This window comes from Planococcus maitriensis (assembly GCF_003289925.1).
GTDB classification, from domain to species: domain Bacteria; phylum Bacillota; class Bacilli; order Bacillales_A; family Planococcaceae; genus Planococcus; species Planococcus maitriensis.
Genome location: NZ_QLZQ01000001.1, coordinates 684,001 through 696,828, shown reverse-complemented (window position 1 = coordinate 696,828; position 12,828 = coordinate 684,001). Strand labels below are relative to the sequence as shown.

At 51.7% G+C, this 12,828-nt stretch carries 11 protein-coding genes; 3 read left to right on the top strand and 8 right to left on the bottom strand.

From position 1 onward, the window contains the following. Positions 1–136 precede the first annotated feature (136 nt). From DP119_RS03340 to DP119_RS03325, 4 genes are all read right to left on the bottom strand, one after another. The gene (locus tag DP119_RS03340; protein WP_112230829.1) at positions 137–1,660 is read right to left on the bottom strand and encodes a right-handed parallel beta-helix repeat-containing protein; all 1,524 of its coding nucleotides are present in this window, start codon (positions 1,658–1,660) and stop codon (positions 137–139) included. A gap of 140 nt (positions 1,661–1,800) precedes the next feature. After that, a complete protein-coding gene (locus DP119_RS03335) occupies positions 1,801–3,213 on the bottom strand; it encodes an amidase (RefSeq protein ID WP_112230827.1) in 1,413 nt (470 codons plus the stop codon). Next, positions 3,210–3,389, bottom strand: coding sequence for a hypothetical protein (locus DP119_RS03330; protein ID WP_112230825.1), 180 nt, complete (start codon positions 3,387–3,389; stop codon positions 3,210–3,212). Before DP119_RS03330 ends, DP119_RS03335 begins: the two co-directional genes overlap by 4 nt. A gap of 762 nt (positions 3,390–4,151) precedes the next feature. Further along, on the bottom strand, positions 4,152–4,901 hold the full coding sequence (locus DP119_RS03325; RefSeq protein ID WP_112230823.1) for an SDR family NAD(P)-dependent oxidoreductase: 750 nt from the start codon (positions 4,899–4,901) through the stop codon (positions 4,152–4,154). Between the two features lie 117 nt (positions 4,902–5,018). Here DP119_RS03325 and DP119_RS03320 point away from each other — a divergent pair, with 117 nt between their 5' ends. Then, complete coding sequence (locus tag DP119_RS03320; protein WP_112230821.1) at positions 5,019–5,654, top strand: TetR/AcrR family transcriptional regulator; 636 nt, start codon at positions 5,019–5,021, stop codon at positions 5,652–5,654. A gap of 417 nt (positions 5,655–6,071) precedes the next feature. Here the strand turns inward: DP119_RS03320 and DP119_RS03315 are convergent, their stop codons facing one another. Together DP119_RS03315 and DP119_RS03310 are read right to left on the bottom strand one after the other, a co-directional pair. Then, complete coding sequence (locus tag DP119_RS03315) at positions 6,072–8,159, bottom strand: putative bifunctional diguanylate cyclase/phosphodiesterase (RefSeq protein WP_167399181.1); 2,088 nt, start codon at positions 8,157–8,159, stop codon at positions 6,072–6,074. Between the two features lie 310 nt (positions 8,160–8,469). Beyond that, positions 8,470–8,796, bottom strand: a complete 327-nt coding sequence (locus tag DP119_RS03310; protein WP_112230817.1) for a hypothetical protein — start codon at positions 8,794–8,796, stop codon at positions 8,470–8,472. Between the two features lie 131 nt (positions 8,797–8,927). On the opposite strand from DP119_RS03310, the gene DP119_RS03305 reads away from it, so the two are divergent. After that, positions 8,928–10,328 (top strand): LA2681 family HEPN domain-containing protein, encoded by a 1,401-nt coding sequence (locus tag DP119_RS03305; RefSeq protein ID WP_112230815.1) that lies wholly within the window; start codon positions 8,928–8,930, stop codon positions 10,326–10,328. Between the two features lie 266 nt (positions 10,329–10,594). Here DP119_RS03305 and DP119_RS03300 read toward each other — a convergent pair whose 3' ends face one another. Continuing rightward, positions 10,595–11,011 carry an Lrp/AsnC family transcriptional regulator gene (locus DP119_RS03300; RefSeq protein WP_112230813.1) on the bottom strand — a complete coding sequence of 139 codons (417 nt, stop codon included), beginning with the start codon at positions 11,009–11,011 and terminating at the stop codon, positions 10,595–10,597. Positions 11,012–11,131: 120 nt separating this feature from the next. Between DP119_RS03300 and DP119_RS03295 the strand changes: the two genes are divergently transcribed. Continuing rightward, a complete protein-coding gene (locus DP119_RS03295) occupies positions 11,132–11,893 on the top strand; it encodes an MBL fold metallo-hydrolase (protein WP_112230811.1) in 762 nt (253 codons plus the stop codon). 49 nt (positions 11,894–11,942) lie between these two features. Here DP119_RS03295 and DP119_RS03290 read toward each other — a convergent pair whose 3' ends face one another. After that, a complete protein-coding gene (locus DP119_RS03290; RefSeq protein WP_112230809.1) occupies positions 11,943–12,224 on the bottom strand; it encodes a PHD finger domain-containing protein in 282 nt (93 codons plus the stop codon). Between the last annotated feature and the right edge of the window lie 604 nt (positions 12,225–12,828).

Here is a 12,828-nt window from a genome sequence, read left to right as displayed (position 1 = left end):
ACTTCGCGATAATCATGCATACATAGTATAAGTGCTGATTCAAAATAACTAAGTAATTCGATAGGTGTAATACAAAAATACCAATTAAAAACAGAAAGGTCAATTGAAATCTGAAAATTCAGGTATAAAATGCGTCTTAAGCTAGGGGTGTCGTGTGGGAAACCATCCAGCTCTTATCGCTCCTATTGTAATAGGCGGTGATTTTATACCCGATTCCCGCCGGCGCAAGCACCCCCTCGCTACCCGGCCGGTTATTGACTTTGGCATTATCGCAGACGAGCCTCACTTCCTGGCCGCCGCTGTGTTCGACGAAAATCTCCACTTCTTCGCTGAATTTATGGGTCGGCGCTGGCGGCAGCTTGACGGTTTCTGCTTCGGACGCGCCGCTTTTCTTATTGACCGTCATACGCGGCTCATCTTTCATATCGATCGGCGAGCGCCTCCCTTCCGGAACGTATTGATGCAGGCGCCCGTTATAAAGGATGCTTGTCGTATCGTATTGGTATTCCTCATTGTATAGGGAAGTGATCGAAGCAAGGCCGCCCGCCATGCCATCGCGCGGTTTCGCGAGGAGCGGCTCGATGACGCTGAGCCCTGCCGCATAATCGAGCAAAACATTCGCATAGCCGTTGTTCTCGAAATAGCTGTGGTTGATGCTGCCGGAATACGCTGGCGTCGTGTTGATCGCGCCGCTGCCGATATGGATGCCCGCGATGCCGTTCGAATCGAAATTGCCGCCTTGAATATGGTGGCCATACAACCCGCGCACCATCAGGCCGGTCGCGGCGTTGCCGACGAAATGGCAATCGTAAATCCCGTAGACGTTATTATCGCTGCCACGGTCCGTCTGCAATCCGCAGCCAAGATGGATTTTATACGGCGTTCCCGGCGAAATCGTCTCTTTCAGAGGCGGCGATACTTTAATGCTGCGCGGCCCGACTTCATCGATGTGGTAGACAGACCCTTCTCCGGATCCTACCTTGAAGTAAGCGCCGACATGGACATCGCGCGCGGCTGGGTCGAGTTTCATGAATGAAACATTCGCCCCCCTCCCTGAAGCCCCGCTGCCTTCGATAACCGAGCCGTTTTGGGAAAACTGGCACAGCCGGTCGAATACGCACAGATTGTTATTGCCTTCCCCTAAAATCTGCAAGCCATGGACAGACCCCCACATGAACGCCGCGCCTGAGAATAATTTATCGCGGATTTCGCTTGCGACCATACAGACCTTGACCAATTGCGTATAGCCGTTTTCAGGATCGGTCCCCATGAACTGGATGCCTTTGACCGAGCCGCTGCCGCCGCGCATGCGCACCAAATAATCCATCGGTTCAGACGGTGCGATGCGCGTCGTTTCCGAACTATGCCCGATCCACGAGACAGCTGCCCCCATGCCCCATTCCGGCACTTCAATGGGGCCGCTGATGCGATACAAGCCTGGCGGAAAAAACAGATTACCGCCTTTACTCGTGCCATATGCGGCATCGATCGCTTTTTGCAGCGCTTTCCGGTCATCGGCTTTGCCGTCGCCGATCGCTCCGTATGATTTCACGTTGAATAATTGGTCTGCAGTCTTTTTCGGGCTCCACATTTCGCGGACGATATCCTCTTTATTGCGCGGAAGCAATTCTTTCTCCCTCGGTTTTTTCCAAAATGCCATGATTGTGCCGCCCCTTTGCTCACTGAATGTCGTACGACGATTCTACCTGCTAAATGTTAAAAAACGGTTAAAAAATTTTAAAATGAAAAACAGCTCCCAATAACCGGAGTTGTGCCGGCGGGAGCTGCCCATGAAAGGTTCTATTTTACTAAGGTCGGTGCATGGCCTTTCATCAATTCCATTCCTTCGATCAGTGCCGCTGCCCGCAGCACTTTCTCTTCTTCAAAAGCCGGACCCATGATCTGCAATCCTACTGGCAAGCCGTCTTTCACCCCCACTGGAATGCTGAGTGCCGGTAAGCCGGTCAGATTTCCCGGCCCCGTAAAGCGGATCACTTCATCCAAGAAACTTAATTCCTGGCCGTTGACATCCACTGTCTGTGAACCGATCGGCGGCGCGAGGAACGGCAGGGTCGGGCTGATCAGCACATCGACGCTGTCAAACGCCGCGGCGAATTCCAAGTCGAGTTTCCGCCGGATCTGCTGGGACTGGACATAATCGACGCCGCTCATCAATTCGCCGACTTCGAGCAAAAAGCGCACGTCTTCGCCGAATTTCTCCGGCGATTTCAACAAATTCGCATGATGTACAGCGCTCGCTTCTGTCGTGATCGTCACGAGTTCCGCGAATTCCGCCTGCTTCAAGGATGGGATGCTGACCGGCTTGATGACCGCTCCCGCATCTTCCAGCTGTTTCAACACGAGCCGCACTTGTTCGTCCACACGGCTATCGACGTTCTTGAAGAAATATTCCTCCTCGATGCCGATGACTAAATCTTTCACATCGCTTTCCAGTAGCCCTGAGAAATTCTTCGCCGGGCGGTCGATCGAAGTCGGGTCTTTCGGATCGTAACCGCTCAATAATTCCAATAGCAAGGCCGCATCGTACACCGTCTTCGTCATCGGCCCGATATGGTCGAGCGACCAGGCGAGCGGGAAGCAGCCGTATTTCGAAATGCGCCCATGCGTCGGCTTAAGCCCGATGATGCCGCAGCTCGACGCCGGGATGCGGATCGATCCGCCCGTATCCGTACCGAGCGACGCAATCGACATATGGGACGCCACCGCAGCACCTGACCCGCCGCTCGAACCGCCCGGAATCTTCGTCAGGTCCCACGGGTTCTTGCACGGCCCGAAATGCGGATTGGTCGTTGTCGCGCCCCACGCGTATTCGTGCATATTGAGTTTGCCTGTGAATGTCACACCTGACATCTTCAGCTTCGAGACGACCGTCGCATCGAAATCCGCCACGAACTCACTGTGGATGCTCGATCCCATCGTCGCCTTCTCGTCTTTAAAATAGAGAATGTCTTTTAACGCCATCGGGATGCCGTGGAGCGCGCCGCGGTAGTTGCCGCTTTGGATTTCCTGTTCAGCCTGGGCGGCAGCTTCCAGCGCTTGTTCTTTCTGGACGGTTATATACGCATTGACCTCCCCGTCATATAAATCGACGTTTGACAATACCTGCTCCGTCAGCTCGACAGGCGACACTTGTTTCGATTGGATGAGCGGCGCCAGTTCCCCGATGGATTTTTGCGCGAGTTCATTGCTCATTTCTGCTCACCTCCCGGCACATGCGTCAATGCCATATCCAGGTCTTTCAATTGTTCCTGGTTCACCGTCTTGCGCAACTCCTCGAATCCTGCCATCTGCCCTGCAAGCATTTCCTTGTGATGATCCGGGACGTCAATGCCTTTCCTCTCCAAAACTTCGTGAATGTCGAACGCCACATGAATCCCCCATTCCTGAATTTTTTCTGAGGTGTAGGTCCTGCTGATTACCGACAGTTTACCATTCTTATTTGTAAATTAACAGATTGTTCTGAAATTAAATGACTTATATGTAAGGTAAAAGAAGTGATTGGAATAGCTTTCGCTTTTCGACTACGTTTCAGGAGGCCGCTTGCCGTGGGGCGGGTGTTGAGCCAACGTGCCGCAAAGGGCGCGGCACGTTTGTCTCGCCAGCCCGCGCGGTCCCACAGGCGTCAGCCTCCTTCCACTCCGTCTCTAGTTTTAGAACGAAGAGAATTTCTTCTATCCGATCGACTGAAAATGTAGAAATGCTTCATGCTTTGTAGCTCATATCATTTGGAACAAGAGAAGGTGATAGTGAGTACTAGTTTCACCAAAAGTTTTTTGACTTAAACGCTATAGGACCAGATGCTTCATCGTAGGAAGTGATTCCCCCACTAGACGGGAACTTCATTTAGAAGCAGAACTGTTTGATCAGTCTTCAACCAATGAAATCTCTCAGCCGCCTGCGCCAAGGGTGAGCCGATGCCGTAAGACAAGAGTTCTTCTTGGCTTATGGCAAGAGGCCAACCCAAAGCAAGGTGGCGAATAGTAAGCTGACGCAGAAATAGAATGTAAGAACATTCTCACTATCAAACTACTGTACCCTTCTTTCCATTTTTTCTTGAGAAACCCTTAACCAACTAAACTGCAACGAAAAAAGAAGACACAGCCAAAGCCGTATCTTCTATCAACTACTATTTATTTCGCCGTCACGCCGCCGTCTACCGGAAGCTCGATGCCCGTGATGTGGCTCGCTTCATCTGATGCGAGGAACAACATCGCATTGGCGACTTCGACTGCATTGCCGAGCTCAGGCAGCGCGATCTGTGCCAGGAAATGAGGGCGGAACTGTTCGCTTTCCATGTATTCAGCGCTCATCGGCGTCACGATATAACCCGGATGAACCGAGTTGACGCGGATATTATGTTTGCCGTAATCGACAGCTGCCGCTTTCGTGATCGACCGTACCGCGCCTTTTGAAGCTGTATAGACGCCGGCACCCGACATGCCGGTCAAAGCAGCGATAGATGACACATTGACAATCGAGCCGCCGCCGTTTTCGATCATGCGCGGGATCGCCAACTGCATGCCATACATGACGCTGTTCGTATTGATCGCAAAGCCTTTCGCAAAATCTTCTTCCGTCTGTTCCAGGAAATCTTTAGCGACTGAAATGCCCGCATTGTTGACGAGAATATCAATCTTGCCGAACGTTTCCATAGTCTGCTGGATGACCGCTTCCCAATCCGATTGATCGGCCACGTTCTGCTTCATCGCCACCGCTTCAAAGCCTGCTTCCCTTACTTCGTGCGCCACTTTTTCCGCCGCTTCCACATTAATGTCAGTGGCAACGACTTTCGCTCCTTCTTTCGCAAACAAGCGCACGGCCGCTTCGCCCATGCCGGATGCTCCACCTGTGATGATGGCTACTTTGTTTTTCAATCTCATTATGATCACCTCAAATTAAATTTTGATAGTCTGACTATCAATTTATTCCAAGTATACTCCCATATCGCCATCCCATCAATTAAAGCGCTATACTAATATGCAAGGAGTGAAAACGGAATGCCATCAAAACGACAAGAAAACAGACAACTGCAAACCGATAAAATCGTCAAAGCCGCAAAAGAACTCTTCACTGAACGCGGGCTGAACGACGTGCAAATGAAAGACGTCGCCGAACGCGCCGGTGCCGGCGTTGCGACCGTCTTCCGCTATTTCCCGAAGAAAGACGAATTGATCGTCGAAGTCGCCATCCGGTCACTTGACGCCGTGGAAGCTGAATTCCGGCGCATTGTCTCCCTGGAATCAAGCGCCTTCGACCGGCTCGAACTCTTGCTCGACACCTTGCTCGATGCCCAAAAAGCCGATCATTATAAAGCCGCACGTTTCCGGGAAGCGTTCGAAAGCTATGCCTCGTTCCGCACCGAACCGCTTCCTGAGATTGACCGCTACCTGGCAAGGCAGCGCCAGATCATGGATTTGCTGGAACCGCTCATCACAGACGGTGAAAATGATGGCTCGATCAACAGGTCCATCGCCATCAAGCCACTCATTGTCACAGTCATCAACAGCTATTCAAGCTTCACCAACAACGTCGCGCTCAAATCATCCATTTCCTATCTCGATCAAGACATCCAACCCGATATCCAGCAGCAAGTGTTGAAGAAAATCCTGCTCGACTATTGCAGGGCTCATTAACGTTACTGAATTGATCTTATACGTTCCTTATTAGCTGAGCAGCTTAGATGTCTCGCGACTCCAAAACCACCCATCACCCGATGCAATACCCGGGAAGCGATTCCCCCACTAGCCGGTAACTTCATATAGAAGCAGATCCGATTAAACTCAAAAGTAGCAAGGCAATCTCTTAGCCGACCAGCGCCAAGGGTGAGCCGACGCAGGAAGACAGGCGTCCTTCCTGGCTTACAACCCAAAGCACGGCGGCGACTACTCAGGTGAAGCACAAACAGAAGACCGGAATAGTTCAACATGCAAACACTCACTATCTCCTCAACACTTGTCCAAGAAAGCGATTCCCCCTGCCCCTTATACCCAGCAAAAATCGCTTCATTAAAACAAAAAACAGACGCAGCTGATCGCTGCGCCTTTTCATATTCAATATAAAACCGGTGCATGGAACAGCCCGTTCGGCTGCTCGAGATACTTATCCCACACCCTCGCCGCCTTATCGGCAGGGAGCGGCCGGCTGAAATAATAGCCTTGCCCGATCACTTCGTATTGCCGCATCAAAGTGACTTGCTCGATCGTCTCGAGCCCTTCCACCACCACTTCCGCGCCCAGGTTCTTACCGAGCTCGATGATGGTCGCCAGAATCGCCATGCTGCGGTCGCTGCCGAGCACTTCATCGACCAGGGACTTATCGATTTTCAAGGTATCGATCTGGATGTTCTTGACCGCGTTGAGCGAAGAATAACCGGTGCCGAAATCATCGATCGCCAGCTTGACGCCGATTTCCTGCAGCTCTTCGACCAATCCAGCGGCGGTATCGAGATCGATCATGACACTTTCAGTGATTTCAATTTCCACACATCCCGCAGGCACGTTCGTTTCATTCAACACCCGGGCCACTTTTTCCGCAAATTCGGGATCCAGGAACTGCTTCGCGGAAACATTGACCGACACGTGAATGTCCGGCCGGCCTTCCCGGCGCCAGGCATCCAATTGCCTGCATGCTTCACGCAGCACCCATTCGCCGATCGGATGGATGGCCCCGCATTCCTCAGCCACCGGGATGAATTCGGCTGGCGGCACGGCGCCCAGTGCGGAATTCCAGCGCAGCAAGGCTTCGAACCCGATGACCCGGCCACTCAACAACTCCACTTGCGGCTGGTAATGGACCGAGAACTCCCCGTTCACCAATGCCTGTTGCAGCGCCGCCGTTATTTCCTGCTTGCGGATCGAACTGTCCAAAAGTTCCGGGGAGAAAAATTCGTAGTTCTCCTTGCCGGTGCTTTTCGCCATGAACAGCGCAAGGTCCGCTTGCTTGATCAAACTCTCCTCATTAAGCTCCGCAATTTTTTGGCAGCTGATGCCGAGGCTGATGCCCGAAGCGACCGACCGCTCCCCGATCTGAATCGGCTCATGCATGACCTTTAAAATATCCTGGCACAGCTGCCCAAGATAGGCTTTATTGGCATTCGGCACCGCAAAGACAAATTCGTCCCCGCCGAGCCTTGCGAGCGAGACACTCTCCGGCAGCACCGATTTCAAGCGTTCGACGATTTTCTTCAGGAACTGGTCGCCGCCGTCATGGCCGATCAATTCATTGATGGATTTAAAATCATCGAAATCGAGCAGCACGACACCGACCGATTCGATTTTCCCGTCCGCCCGATCCATCAATTCGCGGAAATGGGCAAAAAACCAATGGCGGTTCGGGACGCCCGTCAACTGGTCGGTATACGCGAGCGTCCGGAATCGGCTTTCGCTTGCTTTCACTTGCCGCAACAGCCCATTCTCCGTCTCAAGCGCATGCAGATCGACCAATGCCAGATTCGCCGCAGACAATAGCAGCAAGGTCACGATCGAAGCCACCAAAACCGCTGTACCGACGGCCCAAACACCGCCCGCCGCCGCTTCCGGAAGAGCCATATTTGTATAGAAGGTCCTGGTCGAGGTGTAATGAAGCAAGGTCAGCACAAGCCCTAAAGCAGCTGCGTTCCGGAGCCGCTGCTTCTCCGTCACTTGCTTCGCGTTGGATTCCAGCATAAAGCGGAAACTGAAATAGCAGATACCCAGCACCATAACCGCCGATACTAGATAATAGCCGGGCGAAATTGCCGAGAAACGGACGTCCAGGACGCCCGCCAACCCGAGAAATTGGACAGCCTTCACGAAAAACGCCGTAATAAGCACGCGTTTCACCATCTCCCCCCGGCTGCGGATGCCTCTTGGGAGGATCTTCAAGACATATGCCGCCAATAAACAAGCGGCAGCCAACGACAAAGCCAGCAGCCAAAAGCGCGGCGTGAACCGGTATTCCGCCATGAAGGTCAGGATCCCGATCACTTGCATGCCAAAAAAGCCGCTGCCCAAAGCCAATACCGCCAGCAGCCAGGAACGCGAGTTGACAGCCGCTTTCCGCTTATTGACGTATTCGATCATAATGAGTACCGTATAGCTGGTCGCGATCGAAACGATGATGGTTAGAAAAATCAAACTGATATGCGGAAGCATGGACATGCAATCCCCCCTGACTTGGCAAACCATTGCTGTTCATCAGCAGGCTTTTCCATGATTGTAGAAGAAAATCTTTTGATAAAAGGACTTTATAACCAACAATCAGTTATTACACTGATACTTAACACTCTTTTTTTTGGAATATAGTAAACATTATACCGGCGATTCCCTTCTTTTTACATAGACCTTAATACCTTCAAAATTCACAAAAACTTACTACAACAGGCCAAATCAACTTCAAAAACCCTGAAATATACCCACCTTTCTTGAAATTAAAAAAGCGCCGCTTCTGCAGCGCCGCCTCGCATCCCCATTATTTTTCCGCCTTACCACTGTGGCCTTTCTTCTTTAAAGTCACGGTCATCCCCGCCTCTGCTTTACCTGCGACGATGAATTGCAACAGGCCGCCTGTTTCTACCGCCCCGACCACATTCAATTCGATCGTCTCTACTTCATACCCTTCAAAACCGCGCACCAGCTCTTCCAGTTTGTCCCGGGAAATCGGTGCATGCTCGCGGCTTTCACCTCCAGAAGCCATCTTGAATTCCTTGCTGGCGATATTGCTTTGGACCTGAACATCCTTTCCCTGCTCTTCCTTGACGACCGGCAGCCAGATGAACGGCTCATTGGATTCGCCCATGCCCATCCCTCCTTTCGCAATGTCTCCTATATTCCATATTTTCTGCCAATTTCCTGCCGCGGGGTGACCAATGGACATTTTTCCCTTAGAATGGAGAGAGACACATCAAAACGCATCAAGGAGGAAATGGGATGGCAACTTTAAGCGATATCGCTCTATCTGACGATTTAGGGCAATTTGAAATAAAGGAAATTTACGGGGCGACGCATCAGCTCCTGCAGGAAATGCAACAGGCGAAAGCCGAAGCTTTCCCGGGACGCATCAACGCCATGATCAATCACTTGAAGGAGCGCCTTCAAGGAAAGGCGGCGTATCCACTCGCCGTGCTGCTCGAGACCAGCTATCTGTCGATCCAGCACCAATTTAAAAAAGATTGGAATTCCGATTTGAAACAGCGCCAATTATATCTATACGATAATACGGTCGAAACCTACCGCGGGCGCATTCCGTCAAATGTCTGGAACCAGGTATGCCTGAACTTCGCGGAAACGCTCGTCCACACGGGTCGCTCGATCGACGCACAGGCGGTGCTCAAGGAAATGGTGAAAGATGACAACGACCCGTCCTACCAGCGCTTGAACGGCGAGTTCGGCTGGACCTTGATTTTCTATTCGACTTTCCTGCCGGTCAAAGCGGAACGCCTCAGCGCGCTTGAAAAAGCGCTCGATTTGTTCAAGACGGCCAAAACTGACATCAAAGACGAAAAAGGCCAAGCCCTTTATGACGAACGCATCAAGCTTGCCGAGAACATGATCGACCAGCTCGGCGAGGTGGAGCCGGTGAAACTGGCCCAGCAGCCGGAACCGGCTGCAGACGAGCAGCGTTACCTTGACTGGTGCGCGGAACAGCAATTATTCCTCAACAGCGGCAACGACATCGAGCCGGATACGATGGCGAAGCGCGATTTGCCGCTGCGCATCCAGAACAACGCATTCCTCGGGAATTTCCTGGATTCACTGACGCATGAATTCACATCGATGCGCCGTTCGCTCTACCTCGCATCGAACAGCGAAGAAGTCGCGGACGACCATAAGATGGACGGCGACAACACGCGCTACACGAAACGTTACGAAGACCTGAAGCAAATCTACCGCCAAGCCTATACCTTATTCGATAAAATGGCGCTATTGTTGAACCAGACGATGCAGCTCGGCGTTGAAGAACCACGCGTCAACTTCCAGCGCATCTGGTTCGAGGAAGAAGACTTGAAAAAGCCGCTCAAGCCATTCGTCCAGAACACGAAAAACGATGCCTTGAAAGCTTTGTACTGGCTGTCGAAAGAAGTGTATGGCTATGAGTTATCCGACGAACAGAGCCTGTTCGTGAAAAAAGCCTTGCACATCCGCAACCGTATCGACAACAGCTACCTGCAAGTGGTCGAAAAAGCGGAGCCGTTCGATAAAGACAATGCCCGCGCACAAAGCCACCACATCACGGAAGCAGAACTGGAGCGCATGACGCTCGCCATGACCCAAAAAGCGCGCAACGGCATGATGTACTTGCAATTCGCCTTGGCGATCGGCAAGAAATAAGCAAATCAAAAAACCGTGCAGTTTTTGCTGCACGGTTTTTCAGAGTGTTGAAGAAGTCCATGATCCGCTACAAATAAAAAGAAATTCCCTTTTTTCTACATTCAAGTTTAATGTGCTACCTGAGTATTTGGAGAAGCGTTCGCTCGACTCCTGTGGGACTAGCGGGTTTGAGAGACCCCGCAGGGAGCATAGCGAACGAGGAGGCTCGATTCCCGCCCCACGGAAAGCGAGCGATAAGCTTCGGAAAATACGATCTCTAACCTTTCTTATTGCCCATATTGCTGGATAGCGATGGTGACTTTATAGCTTGCGAACTCGCTGATGCCGTTCAGGAAATCGTCGAGTTCCTGATGCGTCGGGAAATGGCATTCGATCAAATAACAGCCCTCACCGCTCGTCTTGAAATAACGGCTGACGGTGTCCGGCTGGCTGTCCAGCTCGTCGAGAAACTTCTGGTGACGGGGCTCGTGCATAATGGCCGTGACGAACGCATGTACAGGATACCCAATCTTTTCTTTGGGCACCCGGATCGTATAACCATCGATAATTCCCGCTTCCTCTAGTTTCAAGACGCGCGCAGCGGTCGCTTGCCCGGTCAAATGCACCTTTTCGCCAAGCTCTTTCATCGTCATTCGGCCGCTTTGGGAAAGTTCACGCAGGATGAGTTGATCTGTCGGATCCATTGCACGGTCAATTCCTTTCATTAATCAAGTGAAAACGCCAAAAGACCTTCACGAGGCCATCGTCTCTATCGTGAGTTTCAGTATATACTAGGGGCACACCTCATGAAAGGAGTTCGAATCATGAAAATCGAACAGATCCGCAACGCCACTTTACGCATCCAATACGCAGGCAAGCATTTCCTCGTCGACCCGTTTCTCGGCGACAAAGGAAGCTACCCGCCATTCCCGAATTCCGCACGCCAGGACCAAAACAATCCCTTGTCGGAATTGCCTATCCCGAAAGAACAGCTCATCGAAGGCATCGACGCGCTCATCATCACCCACCTTCATCTGGACCATTACGATGAAGCAGCTAAAGAAATCCTGCCGAAACATTTGCCGCTCTTCAGCCAAAACGAGGAAGACGCCCAAGTGCTCCGCAACGACGGCTTCACGAATGTCACCGTTCTCGGTGAAGACACGAGCTTCGAAGGCATTTCCCTGATCAAGACGCAAGGCGAACACGGGCGTGGCGAAATCCTGAAAATGACAGGGCTTGTCTGCGGTGTTGCCTTTAAACACGAAGATGAAAAGACGCTTTATATTGCAGGCGACACCGTCTGGTACGCGGGCGTCCAACAAGAAATCGAGGCGCATCAGCCGGAAGTCATCGTCGTCAACGCCGGCGACAATCAATTCCTGGAAGGCGGCTCGCTCGTCATGGGCAAAGAGGACGTCCTGCAAACGCACAAAGCGGCCCCGCAAGCAATATTGATCGCGAGCCATATGGAAGCCGTCAACCACTGGGCCCTGTCACGCGAAGAACTGAAAGCCTTCGCAGCCGAGCAAGGCTTCTCCGATAAATTGCACGTCCCTGAAGACGGCGAAGCATTCGAATTGTAAACATCAAAAAGCCAGGAATTTTGATTCCTGGCTTTTTTCTATACATGGATCAGACGATCGACGCCGCATGCTTCTCCTTGCCACAGCGCTTGCAGCGATACCAGCGCATGGCCGGAAGCTCTTCGACCCGTTCCTGGCGCTCGAAATCATGGAACCCGATCCGGCACAGCCAATGCTTCTCACGACTCCCCGCCAGCTGGGCAATGGTTAGCACCAGCAAGCCGCTGACAACGAAATAAACCGCAAGCCCATCCAAAGGCGCCAGCACTTCCGCATCCGCGAAAAACAGAACGATTCCCATCAAAACAACAAAACCCGCAATCGTCTTCATAGACTCTCCCCCTTAAAAAATCCATTATGTTTCAGATCTTGGCTGATCTTTATATACACATTGACTATAAAGGCTGATGAATTGCTTTTCTTCTCTAAAACTAGAGACGCAGTGCAAGGGCCGACTCTGGAGGGATCAGCGGGTTTGAGAGACCCCGCAGGGGATGAATATACGGAGCAGTGCTGAGTATATTCATTTGCGATCTTGCTCGCAGCAAAAGTATCGCACACCGAAGAGGCTCGATTCCCGCCCCTCAGAAAGCGTGCCCTGAAACGAAGTCTCCTCCACGTATATTCAGCTCTCTGAACTTAAGTTTTTTCTGATGCCAGGACAAAATCCCCTTTCTCCACAAAGAAAAAGAGAATCCGTCCTACAAAGATTTCAGATTTAACTTATATTAATTTACTGAACATGGGTTATTGGTGATGTTGAATTTATTTTCTTCCCTAAAACTGGAGATGAAGCGGATGGCGGTGACGCCTGGGGGACTGCGTGGGACTGGCCAGACAAATGTGGCGCGCTCTTTGCGGCACATTGGCTCGGCGCCTCCCGGCAAGCATCCGCCAGGAGCGGACTCCCAAACCATATCGTTTTTGACAAAAAC

What these genes read in the sequence shown, in the direction of transcription:
- DP119_RS03340 (WP_112230829.1), bottom strand. Translation starts at nt 1,660, where the DNA reads ATGGCATTTTGGAAAAAACCGAGGGAGAAAGAATTGCTTCCGCGCAAT.
- DP119_RS03335 (WP_112230827.1), bottom strand. Translation starts at nt 3,213, where the DNA reads ATGAGCAATGAACTCGCGCAAAAATCCATCGGGGAACTGGCGCCGCTC.
- DP119_RS03325 (WP_112230823.1), bottom strand. Translation starts at nt 4,901, where the DNA reads ATGAGATTGAAAAACAAAGTAGCCATCATCACAGGTGGAGCATCCGGC.
- DP119_RS03320 (WP_112230821.1), top strand. Translation starts at nt 5,019, where the DNA reads ATGCCATCAAAACGACAAGAAAACAGACAACTGCAAACCGATAAAATC.
- DP119_RS03315 (WP_167399181.1), bottom strand. Translation starts at nt 8,159, where the DNA reads ATGTCCATGCTTCCGCATATCAGTTTGATTTTTCTAACCATCATCGTT.
- DP119_RS03310 (WP_112230817.1), bottom strand. Translation starts at nt 8,796, where the DNA reads ATGGGCGAATCCAATGAGCCGTTCATCTGGCTGCCGGTCGTCAAGGAA.
- DP119_RS03305 (WP_112230815.1), top strand. Translation starts at nt 8,928, where the DNA reads ATGGCAACTTTAAGCGATATCGCTCTATCTGACGATTTAGGGCAATTT.
- DP119_RS03300 (WP_112230813.1), bottom strand. Translation starts at nt 11,011, where the DNA reads ATGGATCCGACAGATCAACTCATCCTGCGTGAACTTTCCCAAAGCGGC.
- DP119_RS03295 (WP_112230811.1), top strand. Translation starts at nt 11,132, where the DNA reads ATGAAAATCGAACAGATCCGCAACGCCACTTTACGCATCCAATACGCA.
- DP119_RS03290 (WP_112230809.1), bottom strand. Translation starts at nt 12,224, where the DNA reads ATGAAGACGATTGCGGGTTTTGTTGTTTTGATGGGAATCGTTCTGTTT.